The sequence below is a fragment of the Nocardia sp. NPDC051321 genome, assembly GCF_044455225.1.
Classification (GTDB): Bacteria; Actinomycetota; Actinomycetes; order Mycobacteriales; family Mycobacteriaceae; genus Nocardia.
Genome location: NZ_JBITEM010000008.1, coordinates 294,319 through 315,059, shown reverse-complemented (window position 1 = coordinate 315,059; position 20,741 = coordinate 294,319). Strand labels below are relative to the sequence as shown.

Here is a 20,741-nt window from a genome sequence, read left to right as displayed (position 1 = left end):
CGCGAGCGTTGGCACGAACCGTCGCCGTTGCCACGATTCGCGCTAAGTCGGCGCCTGCGACCCGACGAACTCCGCCGCCTCCTCCTCGGACTGCGCGGCAGGCGCCGAACCCCACATGTGCTTGCCGTTGGGTTCCTGCAGGAAGTACACCGACACCGCGCCAACCACACCCGCGATGATCAGGTAATAGGCGGGCCAGTTCAAGTCGCCGGTCACTCCGACGAGTGCGCCGACCACCACGGAGGTGGTGCCCGCGAACAGCGACACCGCGACGTTGAACGCCACCGACAGACCCGCGCCACGCACCTTCGTCGGGAACAGCGAAGGCAGGGTGGACGGCATCGTCGCGCTGAAACAGATCAGCGTCAGCCCCATCATCAGCAGGCCGACGAAGACGGCGAACGCGTTATCCGTGCGGACAAGCAGCACCATCGGGAACGCCAGCACGATCAGCGCCGCGATACCGGTCCAGATGATCGGTTTACGGCCGACCCGATCGGAGATCAGACCGATCACCGGAATGGTCAGCAGCGCGACGACCATCACCGCGATCTGCAGCCACTGCGAGGTCGACGAGGACACTCCGCCGCCGGTCGCGTCCGGCACCGTCGAGGTGACATAGGTCGGCATGTAGGAGGTCAGCATGTAGTTGGGGACGTTCCAGACCACGACAAGACCCATACAGACCAGGACGTAGGGCCACAGCTTCGCCAGGATCTTGGCCTCGTCACCGGTCTTGTTCGACTTCTCGCGCTCCTCGGATTCCTTTTCCAGCGCGGCGAAAGCGGGGGTGTCGGCCAGGCGCATGCGCAGGTAGACGCCGACGATACCGAGCGGAAGCGCGACGAAGAACGGCAACCGCCAGCCCCACGACAGCAACTGGTCGTGGCTCAAGGTGGCGTCGGCGAGCGTGACGATCAGCGCGCCGAGCAGATATCCGGTGAACGTGCCGAATTCCAGCCAGCTGCCGAGGAATCCGCGCCGCCGGTCCGGCGCGTACTCGGCGATGAAGGTCATCGCGTTGCCGTATTCGCCGCCGGTGGAGAACCCCTGCAACAGCCGCGCGCACAGCAGCAGCATGGGCGCCCAGATGCCGATCGAGTTCTGGTCCGGGATGCAGCCGATGGCGAAGGTGCCGAGCGCCATCAGGATCATCGTGGTAGCCAGCACCCGGTTGCGGCCGATGCGGTCGGCCAGCGGGCCGAAGAACATACCGCCGAACGGTCGGACCAGGAACGCCACCGCGAACAGGCCGAAGGTGGCGACCGTGCCCGCGGTGTCGCCCAAATGGGAGAAGAACACATCCTTGATGGTCGGCTCGAAATAGGCGTAGACGCCGAAGTCGTACCACTCGGTGATGTTGCCGATGCTCGCCGCGCCGATGGCCCGGCGGATGATCGGCGGATCGGTGACGACGATGTCGTCCAGCGACCAACGCCTCGGACGTTCGCGCGGGGTCAGCACAGCCACACCTCAGGCTAAGGCGACGGCGGACCCATCCACGGGCGACGCTCCGCAGACCGTCCGAGCCCGTAGCTTCTCGACGCCGTTCATCGGCACTTCGGACCGAATCCGATTGAGCGCGACCCGCAGGGCTATCCCGCGCTCATGGAACCCGCCCGAAGTCATACCGAGATCAGCCTCGAGGTCGACGGTGTACGGCATACCTTGCGGCTCGACAACCGCACCACGCTGCTGGATGCCCTGCGCGAAAAACTCGGCGTGACCGCACCGAAAAAGGGATGTGACCACGGGCAGTGCGGGTCGTGCACCGTTTTACTGGACGGGCGGCGCGCTCTCACCTGCCTGACGTTCGCGGTCGCGCGGGACGGCGCCACCGTGGTTACCGCGGCGGGCCTTGGCGACGGCGGCGAACTGCACCGGATGCAGCGGGCCTTCGTGGAGCAGGATGGATTCCAGTGCGGTTACTGCACGCCGGGTCAGGTCTGTTCGGCGGTCGGGATGCTCGACGAGGTGGCGGCCGGCCAGCCGAGCTTCGTTACCGAGGATCTGGACGCGGAGCAGGTGCTGACCGACGCCGAGATCCGGGAACGGATGAGCGGGAATCTGTGCCGGTGCGCCGCGTACCCCAATATCCTCGCGGCGATTCGGCAGGCCTCGGCATGATTCCTTTCGAATATCGGCGGGCGGGCACCATCGAGGACGCGGTCGCGGCCGTGTCGGACCGGCCGGAGGCGGCCTATCTCGCGGGCGGAACGAATCTCGTCGACCACATGAAACTGGGTGTGGCCGGTCCGACGCTGCTGGTCGATATCGGCCACCTGCCGCTCACCGAGATCACCGAATTGCCCGACGGCGGCCTGCGCATCGGGGCCGGAGTAAGCAACACCGATGTGGCCGCACATCCCTCGATACGCACCCAATACCCCGCTCTCGCAAGGGCATTGCTGTCGGGTGCGTCGGGCCAACTGCGGAATCTGGCAACGACCGGCGGGAATCTGTTGCAGCGCACCAGGTGTGTGTATTTCCAGGATGTCTCCACGCCGTGCAACAAGCGCGAACCCGGTTCCGGTTGCTCCGCTCTCGGCGGCTACGTCCGCTATCACGCGATCCTCGGCGCCTCGCAACACTGTGTGGCCGTGCATCCTTCGGACATGGCCGTGGCAATGGCTGCCTTGGACGCGAAGGTGATAGTGATGGGCTCCGACGGTGAAACACGCATACCGCTGGTCGATTTCCACCGCCTGCCCGGCGACCGGCCCGATCGCGACACCGTGCTCACGCACGGACAGCTCATCACCGCGGTGGAGTTACCCGCGGCACCCACCGGCGCACGCTCGACCTATCGAAAAGTGCGCGACCGCGCGTCGTATGCGTTCGCGCTGGTATCGGTTGCCGCCGAACTGGTTTGCCACGACCAGCGCGAAATAGCTTCCGCGCGTATCGCATTCGGCGGGTTAGCGCATAAACCGTGGCGGGCCCGCGTGGCCGAGTCGACGCTGATCGGCGCCCCAGCCACCGAAGAAACCTTCGCGGCGGCAGCCGAGGCCGAGCTCGCCGAGGCACAACCGTTGGCAGGCAACGCCTTCAAGGTCGAACTCGCGCGGCGCACGCTGGTCGCGACGCTGCGTTCCCTCACCGAATCCGAGCAGGTGCGGTCATGACACTCATCGAAGCCAACGCGATGGGCACCTCGCCGACGCGTCTGGACGGCCCGGCGAAAGTCACCGGAACCGCCCCTTACACCGCCGAACACCGCGTGGACCGGCCGACCTATCTGCATCCCGTGCAAGCCACCATCGCGCGCGGCCGGGTCACCGCCATGGACACCACCGCGGCCACCCGTCTCGACGGCGTCATCGCCGTGCTCACCGTCTTCGACGCACCGAAATTGGCGGATACCTCCGACGGGGAGCTGACCATCCTGCAAGACGACAACGTCGCCTTTCGCGGCCAGCTGATCGGCGCCGTAATCGCCGAGACACCCGAAATAGCTAGGCATGCGGCCGGTTTGGTGAAAGTCTCCTATCAGGAACAGCAGGCTCAGGTGGAATTCCCCGGCGACCCCACCACCCTTTACGCCCCGGACAAAGTCTCCGTCTTTCCGACCGATACCGTCGCAGGCGACCCGGACGCCGCGCTGGCCACCGCCGCCGTGACCATCGATCAGACCTACACCACCCCGATCGAACACAACAACCCGATGGAACCGCACGCCTGTATCGCCATCTGGCATCCGGCGGGCGACGAGCCCGCCGTCACGCTGTACGACTCCACCCAGGGCGTGCACACCGTCCGCGAAACGATCGCACCCTTGTTCGGACTCGAGCCTCAGCAGTTACGGGTGATCGCGCCGCACGTCGGCGGCGGCTTCGGCGCCAAGGGCGCCCCACACGCCCACAACGTCCTCGCCCTACTCGCGGCGCAACGCAGCGGCGGACGACCGGTACGGCTGGCACTCACCCGACAGCAGATGTTCGCGCTGGTCGGTTACCGAACCCCGACCATCCAGCGCATCCGTCTCGGCGCGGCGGCCGACGGGACACTGATCGCGCTCACCCACGACGTCATCGAGCAAACCTCCAGGGTCAAAGAGTTCGCTGAACAAACCGCGGTCTCGTCGCGAAAGATGTACCGGGCGCCCCATCGCCGGACCACGCACCGGCTGGCGCGCCTCGACGTGGCCGTGCCGTTCTGGATGCGCGCGCCCGGCGAAGCGCCCGGCATGTTCGCGGGCGAGGTGGCCATGGACGAACTCGCCGTCGCCTGCGCTATCGATCCGATCGAATTGCGGATTCGCAACGAACCCGACACCGATCCGGACTCGGGCAAGCCGTGGTCCGGACGCCACCTCATCGAATGCCTGCGCCGCGGTGCCATCGAATTCGACTGGGCTGCACGTGATCCCGCGCCCGGTAGCCGACGCAGCGGCGATTGGCTCGTCGGCACCGGCGTCGCCGCCGCCACCTATCCGGCTACCCGATCACCAGGAAACGCGGCGTGCGTCGAGTTCGCGTCGGACCACCGATATCTCGTTCGAATCGGCGCCGCGGACATCGGTACCGGCACGTGGACCACGCTCACCCAGATCGCCGCCGACGCGCTGGGCTGCCCCTTCGAATCGGTCGAGCTACAGATCGGCGATACCGACCTGCCCTCGGCGTCCGTCGCGGGTGGGTCCTCGGGTATCAGCTCGTGGGGCACCGCGATCGTCACCGCCGCACGCGCCTTCCGCGACACACACGGGACCGCCCCGGCCGTCGGCGCGCAGGTCAGCGTCGACGCCGACGAAAGCCAGGACGACGATTTCGCCACGCACTCCTTCGGCGCGCATTTCGTTGAGGCGCACGTGAATCGGGACACCGGCGAGATTCGGGTGCCTCGCATGCTTGGTGTCTTCTCCATCGGACGCGCCATCAATCCACGGCTGCTGCGGTCTCAGCTCATCGGCGGCATGATCTGGGGACTGTCCATGGCATTGCACGAGGAAAGCGTGCGCGATCCGCGCTTCGGTCACATCGTGAACCAGGACCTCGCCGGTTACCACTTCAACGCCCACGCCGACATCGGCGATATCGAGGCGATCTGGCTGGACGAGATCGACGAGCACACCAATCCCATGGGCTCGCGCGGCGCGGGTGAGATCGGCATCGTCGGCGCCGCGGCCGCGGTGTCGAACGCGGTCTACCACGCCACCGGAATCCGCATCCGCGATCTACCCATCACCGCGGACAAGCTACTCCGGTAGATCGGATCCGGACCTCGCCTTCCCCACCGGGTAACGGACCGGGTGGATGCGGTGGTCCAGCGTCGAGACCGCTCGCGGCTCTCCGATCAGTAGCGCGGCCAGTGTGGTGCGGTCCGCCATACCGCCGAGATGACCAGTGAAATCAGGACTTTCGCCGGAGTAGATGCGCGCGGCAAGACCCAGTGCCGCGGCGGCCAGCGCGCCTCGCTGCAGAACCACGCCCGCGTCGGCTTGCACGATCCGATACCAGCGGGCTCCGGCGGTATGGGTTCCCGCCAGAAAATCGCCGACCGGCAGGAGGACCGCGGCGGCCTCACCAACGACAGGATGGCAGCGGATGGGTTCGGCGACACCCACGGTGATCTCGACGAGAGCATGCCGTGCGGGGTCGTAGCGGTACGTGCCGGGCGGTATCGCCTCGACCCGCGCGACGAGGCAGTACAGGGCCGATCCTCGGCCGAACCCCGCCCAGCCGTCGGCGACGGTACCAATCAGACCCCCTAGCTGGGCCACATCGACGGATCGCGGACGGAACCCGTCAGCGGGCGAGCACCGGGCGGGGATACCCGCGTCGAGTGGCACCCGAACCGACGGGAGCGCCACTACGCGCCCTGATTCCACCGGATACGGCGCGGATTCCGTCACCAGGTCGTCCGGCGGTGTCATCGAGGCGGCATGCAGCGCGGCCATGGCGGGCAACCGGTCCGTGATCGTCGGTGAGCGCCGCAGCGCGATCGCCGGGGCCAGCTCGATCAATTCCCGGTAGGAGGGTGTACTCGCGGCCGCCGCGTCGTCGCCGACGAACATCATGGCCAACGCGGCTTCCGCGCGCGGATCGACATCGAGCAGCGCATGGACCGACTCGTCGGCGAAGTCCAGGCGCGTGTCCACGGTGGTGCCGAGGCGCGCGGCGATCGCTTCGGCATGAGCGGCGAGCACGCCGATTTCCTGTGTCTGCAGCCGGTATCCGAACTCGCCATACTTGAATCCGTTGCGCCAGAACCGAGTGGTGAGCACCACCACCGCGGCGGGGACTGAGGAGCCGGGTGCCAGCGCGCCCCGATGATCGCCTGTTCGCAGCAGCTCGAGGCAGTGATGCGCGGCGTCGTAGTGATAGAGCCCCGGCCCGGAATCACCCACTGCTACATACGCTTCCAGCGGATAGAGGGCACCGCCCGACGGCGCGGATCGCCCGTGCTGAACTTTGAACTCCCCCGGCCTCGGCGCACCGTCGAGGACCGGTATCCAGATCAAGCGGGTGATTCCGCACAGCTCGAGCAGCAGGGCGCCCATCAGGGACCGGATCGATGCGGTATCGACAACTTCCTCGCCCCACGGCAGGGGCACCCGCTCGGCTTCGGGGTAGCGCTTGTACCGCTCCGGGGCGGCATTCCAGTCGATCGGGCCATCCGCCGGACGGCGGCCGCGGTCCAGGAATGTCGCAAGCGGGGAACCGATGTCGGCACTCATCGACTTCTTCCTCAGGGGAACGGGTGCGGATATGGATTGACCTCGTCCGGGGCGAGATCGTGCTCGGCATAGCCGAGAACTCTTGGTGCCGTGCATATTCGCGGCAGTCCGTGGTCGCGGCGGTTCCGGTGTCCGAAGGTCATCGGCAGCGTGCCGGGAACGAGCACCTTGGCACAGGCCAGCCCGCCCGCCCGATGTTCCGACGAGGTCTGGTCGACGACAAGGACATCAAGGCCACTGCCATTATACCGCTCGATGAGCTGCAGCAAATCCCAGGTGAGATCGATGGATTCGGGCCACGCCGGGTGGGGTATCGGCCGTTGCGGGCCGTCGAAGGGCAGAAAGTCGAAGCGCGCGAAGGCGTCTGAGTGACCGTAGAGGGTGCTGTGGTCGTCCATATCGCCGACCGCGGTGTCGTCGACAACCATTCGACGTGCCGAGTCGGGATCGTAGCGGGCGACGAATCCCTCCAGCATGGTGAGCATTTCCTGTATGCCGCTCAGCATCGCGCGCTCTGGAAGCATGTGCGCGGCCGCCCCGCAGAGGACCCTCGGCCTGCCGGCGTCGGGCGTCTTGTCGACGGCCATCAGCCAGTACGCCGGAATGCCCGTTTCGGTGGTGCAGTCGAAAGCCGCTACCTCGTAACCGAATTCATGCGCGACGAGATCCGCGAGCAGCGGAATCCGGCGATCGCTCGCCGAGTTCAGGTCGACTCGGGGCACGGGTAGCCTGGCGTACCAGGTGAGCAGAAAGGCGTCTCGCTCCGTGACCTCCAGCAGGCCGTGCAGGGCCGCCTCAACGACCGAACTTCCGACGGCACAACCGTTGGAGGTCTCGTAGACGAAACGGCGGCCGTGGACTCCGTAGTACGCCAGGCACTCCGGGACGAGCACGGGTGCGGCACGGGTGCACGAATACCCCCACACCCAGGGTATTTCCAGGTCCGGGTGGTAGCGATGGAACCAGAAGCCGGGGGTGTCGTACCGCTCGTCGGAGTACAGGCCGAAGGTGCGCGGGTCGACGGCCTTATCGACGATGTCGGAATACGCGGCGCGAACCACGGTACGCCGGGCGCGGGGGCGTTGTCCGCCAAGACGTTCCAGCGCCTCGGCCACCGCGGCGGCCTTGGTCGCGTCGACACCGAAGCCGCGTCCGTAACCGTGGCTGCTCGCGGGTGCCTGTTCGGATTCGATCTCCGCCTTCGATATCGGGCAGGTCGCGGTGGTCCAGGTGGTGATGGCGCGGACCATCCCGGTGTCCGCGTCAACGTAAGTCCGTTGCAGCTCAGGTAAATCCGCGGTCAGATCACGCAGGCGCAACTGGCCCGGTTCGGGTTTCGAGTTGGGCGCGAGCCGGATTCGCGCCAGATCGGGGTCATCGTCCGGCAGCTCGGCACAATCCGGGCACAACGGATCGGCCAGGATCACGTGATTGCTGGTGACCGCCGTCGCAAGGTCGAGGCTCCACTGCGTCGTACTCGGCGCGCCCGCCACCAACCGTTCCACCTCGGTGACCGCGAGCGCCGCCGCCGCGGCCGCCGTGGTCTCCAGCAGCAGAGGCGAGGACCGGTGCAACAGTTCCGCGCCGAACTGTTCGGTCAGTGCCGCGCGTTGGGGCGCGTCGGCACGGTTGTGTTCGCGGCGGCGGTGCGCGCAGGTCGGGCAGCCCGGCGTACCGGGATGGTGGCCGGGCCCGACGAGCACCCGAGTATGGTTCAGCTGCACCGGAATCCACGGCTTGTCGTGGCGGTGACCAGAACTGGTAGTGCCCGGACCGTCCTCAGCCACTACCAACGCGGCGCAGGACTGTTCGTCATCGGTGGCGCGGTTACCTGCTGCCGCCAGGGCTGTCCGAACGGCGCTTGCGAGCAGCCCCGCCCCGAGCACGGCGATGTCATGCGGCATCGAGCACCACCCGGACGGTGTGCACGAGCGTGACATCGCTGTCGAGAATCATTGCGACAGGCGTGAATCCGGCCTTGTGCAATGCCTGCACGAGCACACCGGGTTCCTCGGACACCACCGGGGCGGTACAGCCGGCGGGGTAGCCCTGCCAGGCCAGTAACGTGCGCGCCAACCCGTCCCGCACGGCATCCTGGGCGGTAGCCGCGCAACTCACCACCTCGTCACCGCGATCGGTACGCACGGCGTAGGCCGGAATCCGCAGGATGTCACCGAGATCCAGCACGGATGTCCGGCAGCCCGCCACGTCGAGCTGGTGCAGGAGCCGACCACCGGCCTCGTCGAGCGGTACTCGATGCGCGTCGACGACCGGTGCCGTCCACCGCGCACGGCGCTCGATGAGCAGTGCTTCGCATTGCTGGCGCAACCCCCACGAGATGGCGTCCGCCTGAGTGAGTCCCGCGGCGACGCCGACAGCCGGTTGGTTCGTTGCGTCGCTCGCGATTTCAGGTGGCAGCGTCAGTGTTTCGCCAGTCAGCAGATTTAGGCCGGTTGTCTTCGTTGCCGTGTCCGTGGCGAGCCATGCGTACACGCCCAACGCGCGGAGCAATGCCCCGATGCAAGCAACGCGCTGGTCCGATCCCCACCCGAGCACTTCCGGAAGCGGAGCCCCGGCCGGAACCACCGCTGCCGGATCCGAAACAACCGCGCGGCAAAGCGCTAGCGGGAACTGCGGCAGGTTGCCCTCATCGAGAACACCGATAACGCCGGTGTGCTCATCGACGAGCGCAGCGCCCTTCGTGAGGAGATCGTCGAGCGTCGAGGCGATCTGGTCGCCGCCACACCCCTCCGACGATTGTGAATCACGTTGAGCGACACCATTAACCCGGTGCGCTGTCATATCGAGGGTCCGCAGATCCACCCTGGTCAATCGCGGTCCGCTCGCCCCGGGGGCCGGTAGCGTAGCCAATCCCGTGCGATGCCGAAAAGCGGAAAGGACCATATGTGCGGCCAGTACAGCGGGCACGGGTCCGGTGACCCAGCGATTCTGCCGCCGCGTTTCTGTGCCTTTGCGGTTGGCGCGCAGGCGTTTCCAACAGGACGCGGCCGCGATTCCGACGGAATCGCCGACCTCGGAGATCCACGCTTCGTCGGTACCGATCAACATCTGCCCGAGGGATGCGCCGCGCGGGCAGGAAGGGACAAACGCCTCCAAATCGTCCAGGGCACTGGAGATTTGCAGCACGACGTCGGTGTAGTGGAAGTCGGCCGCCGCCTGCGTCGTCGCGGTCTCGATGACAACCCGTTGCTGTTCGTCGCGGCGCGCGGCTTCGGCGGCCCGCGCCAGCTCGACGAGGTCCCGCTCGCCCGCCAAGACGCGAACATCCGCCCAGCCCGATCGCACTCCGGCCGCGACGACCTCGCGCACGACGGATTCGGTTCCGGGAGCGCCCAACACAGTCACCCGCCCCTCCCGATGCCGTTGGAACCGATGCTCCGGCGAGTCGATCGCGCAGGCCAGGAACGCGATCTCGCGCGCGTAGGTCTGCTGGTCCGCCTTCGAGAGGCGATGGCGAAGATCGTCTCGCGCGTCGGTGAGGTAACCGTGCTCGTGCAGCACCGTCACCATGCCCTCGACGGTGGCCCGCTGGTCGGCGGGCAGCGCCGCGGTCAGCATGTCCAATTCCAGTTCGCCGTTCAGATACGGTTCGAGCCGGCTGAGCCATTCGAATGCTCTGGCTCCCCGTAGGGTGCGCGCGCCCCGATCTCCGAACAGGTAGACCCCGTCGGGGCAGGCCACATAGCGCACAGCCGGATCCAATCGTGGACGCATGCCGGGCTCCTTTCGCCTCTTGGAGCACGATCACACGGCCGACGGTCACGCCGACAGAGCACCGATTCCCGGAAAGCTGGGAAATTTTCCCAGCCGGAGCGGGGCGAGACCCGGTTCGACAGGGCCCACTGCCCTGTCGAAAGGGAAAGCGCGGCAAGCATATTCGAAGTTCTCGCTCCACCTATTCAGGAGAGGACTGGCAAATGTCTACTACCTCGGCGAAACTCGCCCTTGAATTGCTGAATCTCGAACCCGAACTTCTGACCATGGCCGACGACCGCTCGGTGCCAACGGGTCTGATCCCCCCGTGCGACTGTTCCGGATGCTGCACCTGCGGGCACTGCGTTTGTAGCGGCTGCGACCGTGACCCGGGAATTCTCGTCGGCGGCCTCGAAGGATAGCCGCCGCGCCCGGCCTCCCGGTGCCGGTGGGCAGCGGGAGGCCGGGCACTCTTCCGTCAATCCGTGCCGCGGGATTCGATAGCGATCAGTTGACGCAACGTCGACAGCTGCCGCTGGTAGTCGCCGTCGAGTTTGACGAGCAGGCTGGTTATTCCGGCGCCCCGATAGTGCCGCAATCGCTCGGCGATCCTGGTGGGAGTCCCGATGAGGTTGGTCAATTCGCCGAGTTCGCGGGGCACGGCGCGGCGCGCGGCGGCTTTGTCGCCGGACTGCCACAGTTGGATGACCGTGGCGACGGCCGTTCCGAAACCGAGACGCGTGAAGGCGTCGTTGTAGAAGTTCCGGCCGCCTACGCCCATGGCACCGATGGTGAACGCGTATCCCTCGGCGTGTTTGTCGATCGCCTGGGCTGCCGCCTGGTCGTCGTCGGTGATCTCGACGGCGACCGGCGCCACCAGGTCGAGATCGGCGAGCGCGCGACCGGCGCGCATCGCGCCCTCGCGCAACGGATCCAGGAAAACCTCGGCCGCTTCGGGGATGAACGCGTTACCGAGCCAGCCGTCGGCCAGCTCGCCGGTCAGCCGCAGGTTCCGCGGACCCATCGCGGCGTTGTAGATGGGCACGTGCGCCGGATTCACCAGGGGTTGCAATGCCCGGCCGGGCCCGTCCGGCAGTGGCAGCGGATAGATCTCGCCGGAATGTTCGAGGCGTTCGCCGCGGCTCACCGTCCGGATGATCTCGATCGTCTCGCGGGTGGTCTGCACCGGACGGCGAAACCGGACGCCGTGCCACCCCTCCATGACCCGTGGCCCGGAAACCCCGATACCGAGGTCGAATCGTCCGCCGGACAGCTCGTGCAGGCTCAGCGCCGACGTCGCCAACAGCGCTGGTGTGCGCGATCCGAGCTGAACCACGAACGTCCCCAACCGGATCGATGACGTTTTGGCCGCCAGATAGGCGAGTCCGGTGAGCGCGTCGTAGCTCCACACCTCCGCGGCCCACAGCGACGAGGCCCCCGCCTGCTCTGCCGCGACGGCGAACTCCACCGCGCCGGGCAGCCGTGGCTCGATCAGTACACCGATACGCATCGCGCCTCCTCGGGCATAGTGGCCATAGCGTATAGAGAGTTCGGATCCCAGCAGCAGGGAAGGGTGCAGGTGCGCTATCGAGACTGTCCCACTATCGAAGTGGCGGAACGTATTCCATGCGACGCGGACACCGCGTGGGCCATGGTCACCGACATAGAGCTACCGGCACGGTGCTCACCCGAGCTGAAGTCCGTCCAGTGGGAGGGCACAGCGGACCGAGTCGAGCCCGGGGCACGGTTCCGCGGCCGAAACGATCACCCCGCCCTCGGATCCTGGGAAACCGTCTGCGAAGTCGTCGAGGTCGAACCCCGGCGTCGCTGGGTCTGGCGAGTAGTCGGCCCCGACGACACCACCAGCGCCACCTGGGCCTTCGAGATAGACCAGGCCCGAGAAGGCGTGCTCATCCGCCAGTGGGCCCGAATGGGCCCTGCCCCATCGGGATTGACCGCAGCGATCACCGCCACCCCGGAACTCGAAGGACGAATCGTCGCGCGGCGACTCGAGGAATGGGCAACCGGCATGCGCGCCAACCTCACCTGGATCCGCACCCAGGTCGACAGCGATCCCCGCCCATAACATCGAATCATGCGATGGTTACCGCGGTGGCGATGATCATCGGCCCGAGCGCCGCACCCGACCGCGCGCCACGAGCTCGGTGGTCACCGCTACCGCGCAGGCTTGCGCGAGCAGCAAACCCAGCAGCACGAGTATCTGCACGGCGGCCGCTTGCGCGGCGGATCCGCTGGCCACCAGGACACCGACGAACGCGCCGGGCAACGTGACCAGCCCGACGGTCCGCGTCTGATCGACGCCAGGCAGCAACGCATCGGCGGCGGTCGAGCGAATCATCTCGAGCCGTGCGTCGCGATCAGTGAGCCCGAGGCTCAATGCCGCTTCCACTTCACCGCGGCGTTGGGTCAACGCGTCCAGTGACCGTCGAGCGGCCAGCGACGTGGCAGTCATGGTGCCGCCGAGAATGATCCCGCCGACCGGGACAACAGCCACCCCGGTCACCGGAACCACACCGCTGACCAGCATCGCCGGTAGCACCGCCGCGATGCCGGCGCCAACCGCGAGGGTGAGCCAGCCGCCCGACACCCCTGCGCGGGCCCGACCTGCCGCCGTGAGCGTCGCGGCGACGAACATCACCAACAGCACCAACAACGACGACCACAAGTGCGCCAACGCCGCAGCCAACACCAGCGCCACCACCGACAGCTGCGCCACAGCACGCAACGCCGCGGCGGGCGCGACGGTAATCGACCCGAGGTCGGCTCCCCAATACAGCGCTGTGGCCGCCGCGACCAGCACGAGACACAGCACCGCCAACCCGATACCTGGCGTCGCGACCGAGTTCATGCCCGCACCCTCCCACACCAACTACCGGCGACAGCGTTACCCGGAGCGTGGCGGCTCGCTTCGTCGCGATCGCAACCGCCTCGGCTCCGAACCGCCAGCGAGTGGCCGACCACATCGGGCAGTGTCGCAAGCCTGTCGAGTGTTCGACGGACAGACACGGTATGCCTTCGCTGCGAGACTGAACTGAACGACACAGGAAGCTAGTTAGCGCAGACAATTTCGAGCGCAATAACTCAACGGCCAGGTGAGTATGCCGATCGCCTCGCGGTTGAATCTCATTCCAGACGTCACACCGTCGGGTTTCAATGGCTTTCGATGCGAACGTCGATCTCGCACGGACAACTGTCATTTCGTTCGAATTACTAAATGGGATTTTCATAGGATGCCGCCAACCTACAGCACCGATCTCAACCCAAAACGATACCGACACAACAGGTTCCAAAACCGCGTCGCTGCACTACACTGCCGTGGATGGAAGAGAATCTGACACGACGAATCGGAACGTCCGAAAAGGACCGCGCACTAACACTTCTCAATGAACATCATGCGGCCGGCCGAATCGATTTGCACGAATTCGACCTGCGGTCCCGGACGATCGCCAATGCCGTCACCAAAGCGGACCTTGATGCCGTTTTCGCGGATCTTCCGGCAGCTGAAGGCGCCCGGCGTAGCCGGTGGCCCCTAGTGGCCGCCGCGCTGAGTGTCGCGTGCGTCGCGCTGATCGCCACGGTGGTGGTGCTGGTCCAACACCAGTCGCCGCAGACCCGCCCGGCCGAGGTAGCCACCACCGCGATCGCACGCGTTCCGAGCACAGCGCCCTCGACCAGCGCGCACACCTCCACAACGACGCAATCCACCACCGCGCAATCCAATACGGCCACGCCGATTTCGACCATAACCGGGTCCGGTTCCACCGCCGACGCGGTGCAATACCTGATGGACTTCAAAAAATTGTCCAGTAGCAGTTACTGGAGTTTCGATACCGGGCCGGGCACGGTGTCGGGCACCCCATACACCCGGTCGGTCATGCTCCAGCCCTACCGACGCGATCTCGCCTTCGTCGAATACGATCTCGGCCGCAAGTTCACCCGACTCGACGGTGTGCTCGGCGTCCGGGACGACTCGACACCGAGCGATATAGCCATGCAGTTCCAGATCTATGCCGACGGGGTGCTCATTACCGACACCACGGTCAAACTCGGTGCCACGGCCCCGATCCATCTCGAATTTGACAAGCCGTTGCGCCTGCGCCTGCAGGCGACCGATCTCAGCGGCGGCGGCGATTCCATGGGGGTATTCGGTGATCTTCGCGCGACACGGTAGGCGATCGCACGGTCACGTAATCCGGAATGGATTTCTCGCGGGTTCGCCCGAATCAGCGTAGTCGCGTGAAAGCGGTTGGTGCGAAACGGGTCCGACCTTGCGGACACACAGACCGGCAACGACGACGACCAGAAAGGAAGAAGGGCAGATGTCGGATACGACGGCACCTCGGGTTTTCGTTTCCTATTCCCATGACACAGCCGATCACAAACGTCTGGTACGCGAGTTCTGCACCTTCCTGCGCCGCGAAGCCGGTGTCGATGTCCGGCTCGACGCGTGGGATGACTACGAACGCCGCGACTGGTCGCTATGGGCGATCGACCAGCTCACGTCGGCAGACTTCGTCCTGGTCATCGCATCACCCGATTACAAGCGTCGTGCGGACGGCAGCGCCGCGGCGGACGAGGGGCGCGGTGCGCAATTCGAGGCTGCGATCATCCGCGATGGCCTCACGAGAGACTTACGCGCGGAAACACGGCGCATACTGCCGGTCGTGCTCCCCGGACGCTCGATCGACGAGATTCCGGTCTTCCTCGCTGCCCACTCGACCACCCGATACGCGATCAGCGAATTCACGACCGAGGGGGTCAACGATTTACTCGCGGCCTTCAGCGGTGTCTCCGAATACCCCGCACCACCGCGCGGAAACTATGTCGGTCCGACGTTCGTCAGCCGGTCGCCCGAATCTTCGCCGCCGAGTGTCACATCAGGCAAGCGCACGGCGCGGCTGCTGACGATCGCACTGGAACCTGTTGTGCGCGGCGGAGATCTGCGTCTGACGGGTGCGGACCTCAACGGCATCCACTACGGAAACAGCATCGTGCACCAATGCTCGAACTTCTGCGGCGACTCCCGCAGCCCGATCGAATACAACTTTCGCCGTTCGTTTCGTGCGTTCGAGTCGGTCGTCGGAGTGCTGGACAACGCCTCGGACGCCGGACAGGTCGGCTACTTCCAGGTCTTCCTGGACGGGGAAGCACAGCAACAGGTCGAGGTGACCTACGGCGAGCCCGCGAAGATCCGCTACGACGTGACAGGAGTACTGCGATTGCGCCTGGTTGCCTATCGGCCGGACACGCTCGACAACCCCATGCTGGCCGGGGCGATGGCGGCGGTCGGCCGCTCGGGCAAGCTACCCGCACTGGCGTGGGGGAATCCGACACTTTTCACGTAGTCGGCGAACACTCCCGAGCTCCGGCGCTGGCACCGCCGCACCCGCTGCGCGGCAAGGACGTCCGTGGGCTCATTCGCCACTGACGCGGTTGCCCCCGAGCCTGCGGCGAAGGTCGCCGCCGCCGGGCAGGTCGAGTTCGTCCACCAGTGCCAACGCAGCCGACCAATGCGCCGTCGCAACTTCCGATCGTCCGATGACCAGTTCGGCGTCGCCGAGTCCTTGCAACGCGGCAACTTCCTGTATGCCGCTACCGCAGGCATGAGCGACCGCGACCGCCTCCTCGAAATGCGCCACCGCCTCGACCGGATCTCCGGACCGCAGGCTGATCGCCGCAAGCGAGCTCAACGCCATGCTCAGGTCCAGATCCAGCCCAAGCACCCGGAATTCGGCGATGGCCGCGCCCAACTGTCCGGCCGCCTCCGCGGTCAGGTCCAGCGCTGCGAGCGATCCGCCGAGTTCACGCATCATGATGGCCGCGTTGCGGCGCATGCCTTCCCGCTGATACACGGTGAGTGCGGCACGGGCCGTGTCGATGGCGGCGGCATACTCCTTGCGCAGGTGATGGATCCACGCCTGATGTCCGCGCGTGTGGCTTGCGCTGATGTCATCTCCCGATGCGGTGAAGATGGCCAGCGCTCGCTCGTACTGCCGGGAAGCGCGGTCCAGGTCATGCTGCATCGCGAAGGCCAGTCCGAGGTTGTTGCGAGTGGTCGCTTCCCACCAACTGTCGCCGCGCCGGAGCGCGCACGCGAGTGCGTCCTCATGCACCGCGATCCATGGTGCGCATCGGCGCGTGTGGAAGAAATATCCGCGCAAAATATGCGCCAGGTGCCAACAGTATTCGTCCTGCCCGGCCGCCCGCGCCGCATGGGCGAGGGCAACCAGCGTCTCTTCTTCGCCATCGAACCAGCCGAGTGCCTTCTCTGGGCTGCCGAACCGAGTGTCTCCAGCGACCGCGTCGACCGTGTCGGGTAACGGCGTTCGATTCCGGTGCGGTGCGACGAGGATATCCGCGGCGTGGGCGATGCCGAGATACCGCGCGAGCAGCCGCCGCAATGCGCCGCCCCGCTCCGTCTCGGTGAGTGTGGCGGCATCATCCGCCGACAATTCACGGAGCAGATCGTGCATGCCGTAGCCACGGCCCCGGCCGGCGACGAGCAGATGTCTGTCCCACAGCCCGTCGATCAGCCGTTGTCCGCCCGATAGATCGACGTCCGCGAGCGCCGCCGCCGACTCCGCGGTGAAGTCGCGTCCCGGATGCACAGACAACAGCCGGAACAAATCGCGTTCCGACGCATCGAGTTCCGCGAGTGCCGTCCGCAGAATACCGGCCACACTCGTAACTCCATCAGACAGCGCGCGGATATCCCCGGCCGCCTCGTCCAGCTGCGTGCGGACACCGCTCAGGCCGCGATGTGGCATGCGCCTGTACATGCCCGCAGCAACGTGAATGGCAAGCGGAAGATTGCCGCAGCGCTGAACTATCTCCGCGACGGCGGCATCGAGGCCTGCTTCATCAGTTGAATCGTCCGATGAAACCATCTTCCGCAGTAGTTCTCTCGCGTCGGTTGTGGCCAGCGGGGACAGATCGATGCTGTGGACGACGTCGAGCGAGCTCAGTCGATGACGGGTGGCAACGATCACCGCGCACCCTGGATCCGACGGGATGACGGACATCACCTGACCGATATCCCGGACGTTGTCGAGCACTAACAACATCCGTTTACCCCTGGTGCGCCCGCGGTACAGTGCCGCACTGTCCGCCAGACTCGCAGGTATCACGTCGACATCGACTTGCAGATGCCGCAGCAACCATTCGAGCAGATCTTCTGGTCGCACCGGTGGCAGACCGGTCGTGTCGCCACCTAAATCGCGGTAAACACAGCCATCGGTAAAAGTGGAGACCAACTGGTGGGCGGCGCACAGCACCAGCGCGGTCTTCCCTACGCCAGGCATGCCCCGGACCACGCAGACCTGCGACGACCCGGGTCGTGCCTGGCCTGACGCGAGCGTTGACACCAGCGCCGACAGCTCAGATTCCCGCCCGACGAGCCGCGGCGCGGGCGGTAAGCCCAGTTCGCGCAACGGTACGGCGCGGATCACCGCTGCGGGCCCCTGGGTCGGTGCCAGCGCGAACAGTGCACCGCCCGCGTCGAGCAACTGCTCACAGCCGGCGACGAAGTCCGCGGCGACGGGACGTTGTCCGTTCTCGATACGACTGATCACCGACTTATCGACGTACACGGCCTTGCCCAATTCGCCCTGCGATTTACCACGCAGCATGCGCCACCGCTTGAGCTCGCGACCGAACGCCTGCCTGGCCGCCGCCGAGTCGGGCGGCCCACCCGGCGTGGTTGCGGGTTGCGGTCCATCCGCCATCGCGCAACCCTCCCGTACCGGATCTGATCCATGAAAACTAGCGAATGCCAGGCGCATTCATTGTCGCCAAGCGCGCCTCGGTAACCAAGAGGAGAAATGGGAGGAACCGGTGCGACGCAGGATGGATTCATTCCGACACCGCGGGGGCGCGGCGGTCACCCGCGTCGCCAGGACCGACGAGCGGCCCACCGCACGAGCCGACGGCACCGCCCCAGCGGGCAACGCCCATCAACCCACTCGGATCGGTGGCCGCCCGTCCTGTGCCCGCCCGCTGTCGCCACCGACCAAGTAGGCCGAATCGCGCATGTTCCCCCACCTCGACCAGAGAGCGATGATGTTGCGTCTTCCCACCGAAACCCGTCACGGCATCCGATATTTCCGCAATGGCCCGCTCGATCCCGGTGACCGCGGCGATGTTGTCCTGGTGCACGGTCTCGGCACCTCACTTGACTTCTGGAACGCGGTAGCACCGCGTGTCGCCGCGACGCGCCGAACCCTCGTCCTCGACCTCCCCGGCTCCGGAGAGAGCGTGCCGCCGGTCGGTACCTACGATCTGAAGTCAGTTGCCCGAGAGACCATCCGATTTCTGGACCAGATCGGCGTGCAACGTAGTGTGCTGGTCGGACATTCGCTCGGCGCGTTGGTCACCCTGCAGATCGCGGCAGCACGACCTGATCTCGTCGACACCCTGGTGTTGGTCGACCCGGTGCTGTTCGACGTCGAGGCGGTGCTCACCGACCCGAGGGCGGCGCTCCGGAACCCCGGGTTGTTCACAATTACCCTGGCACACTTCGTCGGCGCCGCGATCCCCGCCGCCGTCTCCAGGCGCGCGGTGCAATCGAAACTTGTTCGCTCCCTCACCATGCGGGCCTACATCGAAGACCCGGCAGGGCTCGACCCCGAGGTGCTCCGGGATGCGCTCCAGTACATCGGTGGGCGTCGGACTGCCCGGCTTATCAAGGTCTTCGGCGCGGCGCACACGGTAAATCTGGCCGAGCTGGCCAGAACTGTCTCCAGCCGGACGGTCGTCATCAGGGGGGCATCGGACCGGATGTCGACCGACCGCGATTACCTCCGGTTGCGCAAGATACTGAACATTTCCGAAGAGTTGACCGTCGAAAGATGCAGGCATATGCCGATGCTCGAACGCCCCGCTGAATTGGCCGACTTGATTCTCTCCCTTTCCCAGTAGGTGGGTAGCAGGCTGCGATGACGCATTCCGGGACGCCGGTCGCCTTCGACCCGTTCTTGTCCGTGCCGCCACTGAAAAAGTCGGCGACGTGGCCTACCTGGCCGCTGCTACTGCTACTGCCGATAGTCGCGTTGAGCCTGACCGCACTGACACTTCGGCAAGGAACCTTCGGACAGGCATCGGATTTCCAGATGGTCAACGATGTGCGGCGCAGCCTTGGCATCAGTGAATCATCGAGATCCCAGCCACGTTTCACCCTTGTCCGGGACTTCACCCACATCATCTTGATAGCCGTCATCTGCCTGACCTTGCCGATCGTTCATCGACAGTGGCGCATGATGAAGCTGTGCGTACCCGCGCTCGTCGCGAGCGGCGCGCTGCGGGATCGCGGCACACCGTCGTACTCGAGGCTGCACCGCGTCCTATTCATCAAGCGGTTCGTCGAACACCGACCGGCGGGCACAACGGGGCTGCAGGGGTTGGTACGTAGTGCGAACACGGGGTTGAACAGGGCAGGCCATACCGGGTTGGTACTCATCGTCCTCGCCGCACTTCTCACCGCTATGTCACTGGTGATCGGCGCGAATCAGAATGGGATCTTCCGCGCCTATGCGGGCAATCTGTCCGCTGGGCAGGAAGTTCCGTGGGTTTCCGATTCCTACCGATCCTGGTGGGCGTCGATCTACCATCCGGCCGGCTTCCTCGTCTATATCTGCCTGATGGCCCTCGGCATGTTTCTGGTGTTGATCCAGAATCTCGTCGGATTGATCTCGATCTGGACCTTCTTCGGCTTTACCGCGGTGGCCGAACGCGACCTCGATTGGCTGAACCGCGACGGTGTATTCGGCTGGAAATCGGTCACCGATACCTATCGGACAGTCGTGCTGTCACTCACCATCCACGGCACCGCCATGTCGATCACGCTGCTCGCGTTCGGATTCAACAACGTGCCCTGGGTCATTGTGGTGCTCATCATCTGGTCGATCATGCTCCCGACAGTGACGGTCGTCCCGGCCTACGCGTTACACGGCATGTCGGCCGCGGCCCAGCAGCGTCGGATAGCAACCCTGTACGCCACGGCTACCGCCACCGGCCCGCTCAGCCCCATCGAGGAGGAAAACTTTCGCAAGCGAATCGAGGAAGTGCGCGCCATTTCCGTTCGTCCGTTGCGGGTCATCCGACGCATCGAACTTCCCGCCTTTTTCGTGGCGGTCATACTGCCGATCGTGCTGACGGCCGTGCAGGTCTATTTCTCGATTCAAGGGGGGCCACAGAAGTGAACCCAGTTCGGAGAAAGTAAGAACCATGGTCAATGCGATAGGAAACGGCGAACCGACGGCGAGCAGTAATGCGGCAAGCGCGGGCCGCTTGCAGGCGATCGCCGTGCCCTTCACCAAGATAGTTTTCTTCG

The 20,741-nt window shown here is 65.8% G+C and carries 16 protein-coding genes; 9 read left to right on the top strand and 7 right to left on the bottom strand.

Annotation, left to right across the window (positions count from 1 at the left end):
• Positions 1–42: 42 nt before the first annotated feature.
• A complete protein-coding gene (locus ACIA8C_RS21225) occupies positions 43–1,464 on the bottom strand; it encodes an MFS transporter (protein WP_397137152.1) in 1,422 nt (473 codons plus the stop codon).
• 144 nt (positions 1,465–1,608) lie between these two features.
• Here ACIA8C_RS21225 and ACIA8C_RS21220 point away from each other — a divergent pair, with 144 nt between their 5' ends.
• The 3 genes from ACIA8C_RS21220 to ACIA8C_RS21210 are packed head-to-tail and all read left to right on the top strand — an operon-like array spanning position 1,609 to position 5,209.
• A complete protein-coding gene (locus ACIA8C_RS21220; RefSeq protein ID WP_397137150.1) occupies positions 1,609–2,127 on the top strand; it encodes a 2Fe-2S iron-sulfur cluster-binding protein in 519 nt (172 codons plus the stop codon).
• Entirely contained in the window at positions 2,124–3,125 is a 1,002-nt protein-coding gene (locus tag ACIA8C_RS21215) for an FAD binding domain-containing protein (protein WP_397137148.1), read from the top strand. The genes ACIA8C_RS21220 and ACIA8C_RS21215 overlap by 4 nt, the downstream gene beginning before the upstream one ends.
• On the top strand, positions 3,122–5,209 hold the full coding sequence (locus ACIA8C_RS21210) for a xanthine dehydrogenase family protein molybdopterin-binding subunit (protein WP_397137146.1): 2,088 nt from the start codon (positions 3,122–3,124) through the stop codon (positions 5,207–5,209). Before ACIA8C_RS21215 ends, ACIA8C_RS21210 begins: the two co-directional genes overlap by 4 nt.
• Here the strand turns inward: ACIA8C_RS21210 and ACIA8C_RS21205 are convergent.
• From ACIA8C_RS21205 to ACIA8C_RS21190, 4 genes are all read right to left on the bottom strand, one after another.
• Positions 5,198–6,679, bottom strand: a complete 1,482-nt coding sequence (locus tag ACIA8C_RS21205) for a SagB family peptide dehydrogenase (RefSeq protein ID WP_397137144.1) — start codon at positions 6,677–6,679, stop codon at positions 5,198–5,200. The genes ACIA8C_RS21210 and ACIA8C_RS21205 overlap by 12 nt on opposite strands.
• A gap of 11 nt (positions 6,680–6,690) precedes the next feature.
• Entirely contained in the window at positions 6,691–8,583 is a 1,893-nt protein-coding gene (locus tag ACIA8C_RS21200; protein WP_397137142.1) for a TOMM precursor leader peptide-binding protein, read from the bottom strand.
• The gene (locus ACIA8C_RS21195; protein ID WP_397137140.1) at positions 8,573–10,414 is read right to left on the bottom strand and encodes a hypothetical protein; all 1,842 of its coding nucleotides are present in this window, start codon (positions 10,412–10,414) and stop codon (positions 8,573–8,575) included. The genes ACIA8C_RS21200 and ACIA8C_RS21195 overlap by 11 nt, the downstream gene beginning before the upstream one ends.
• Before the next feature lie 457 nt (positions 10,415–10,871).
• Entirely contained in the window at positions 10,872–11,903 is a 1,032-nt protein-coding gene (locus ACIA8C_RS21190; protein WP_397137137.1) for an LLM class flavin-dependent oxidoreductase, read from the bottom strand.
• An 18-nt stretch (positions 11,904–11,921) separates the two neighbouring features.
• Between ACIA8C_RS21190 and ACIA8C_RS21185 the strand changes: the two genes are divergently transcribed.
• Positions 11,922–12,479 carry an SRPBCC family protein gene (locus tag ACIA8C_RS21185; protein WP_397137135.1) on the top strand — a complete coding sequence of 186 codons (558 nt, stop codon included), beginning with the start codon at positions 11,922–11,924 and terminating at the stop codon, positions 12,477–12,479.
• Between the two features lie 36 nt (positions 12,480–12,515).
• Here the strand turns inward: ACIA8C_RS21185 and ACIA8C_RS21180 are convergent, their stop codons facing one another.
• Positions 12,516–13,262 carry an ABC transporter permease gene (locus ACIA8C_RS21180; RefSeq protein ID WP_397137132.1) on the bottom strand — a complete coding sequence of 249 codons (747 nt, stop codon included), beginning with the start codon at positions 13,260–13,262 and terminating at the stop codon, positions 12,516–12,518.
• 471 nt (positions 13,263–13,733) lie between these two features.
• Between ACIA8C_RS21180 and ACIA8C_RS21175 the strand changes: the two genes are divergently transcribed.
• Both ACIA8C_RS21175 and ACIA8C_RS21170 read left to right on the top strand, forming a co-directional pair.
• Positions 13,734–14,585, top strand: coding sequence for a DUF1707 domain-containing protein (locus ACIA8C_RS21175; RefSeq protein WP_397137129.1), 852 nt, complete (start codon positions 13,734–13,736; stop codon positions 14,583–14,585).
• 148 nt (positions 14,586–14,733) lie between these two features.
• Positions 14,734–15,759, top strand: a complete 1,026-nt coding sequence (locus tag ACIA8C_RS21170) for an SEFIR domain-containing protein (protein WP_397137127.1) — start codon at positions 14,734–14,736, stop codon at positions 15,757–15,759.
• 69 nt (positions 15,760–15,828) lie between these two features.
• Here the strand turns inward: ACIA8C_RS21170 and ACIA8C_RS21165 are convergent, their stop codons facing one another.
• On the bottom strand, positions 15,829–18,138 hold the full coding sequence (locus ACIA8C_RS21165; protein ID WP_397137125.1) for a tetratricopeptide repeat protein: 2,310 nt from the start codon (positions 18,136–18,138) through the stop codon (positions 15,829–15,831).
• A 121-nt stretch (positions 18,139–18,259) separates the two neighbouring features.
• Here ACIA8C_RS21165 and ACIA8C_RS21160 point away from each other — a divergent pair, with 121 nt between their 5' ends.
• The 3 genes from ACIA8C_RS21160 to ACIA8C_RS21150 are packed head-to-tail and all read left to right on the top strand — an operon-like array spanning position 18,260 to position 20,610.
• The gene (locus ACIA8C_RS21160; protein ID WP_397137123.1) at positions 18,260–18,430 is read left to right on the top strand and encodes a hypothetical protein; all 171 of its coding nucleotides are present in this window, start codon (positions 18,260–18,262) and stop codon (positions 18,428–18,430) included.
• Positions 18,431–18,469: 39 nt separating this feature from the next.
• Positions 18,470–19,330: an alpha/beta fold hydrolase gene (locus ACIA8C_RS21155; RefSeq protein ID WP_397137120.1), complete on the top strand. Its 861-nt coding sequence runs from the start codon at positions 18,470–18,472 to the stop codon at positions 19,328–19,330.
• Positions 19,331–19,347: 17 nt separating this feature from the next.
• Positions 19,348–20,610 carry a hypothetical protein gene (locus ACIA8C_RS21150; RefSeq protein WP_397137118.1) on the top strand — a complete coding sequence of 421 codons (1,263 nt, stop codon included), beginning with the start codon at positions 19,348–19,350 and terminating at the stop codon, positions 20,608–20,610.
• The last annotated feature ends 131 nt before the right edge of the window (positions 20,611–20,741 follow it).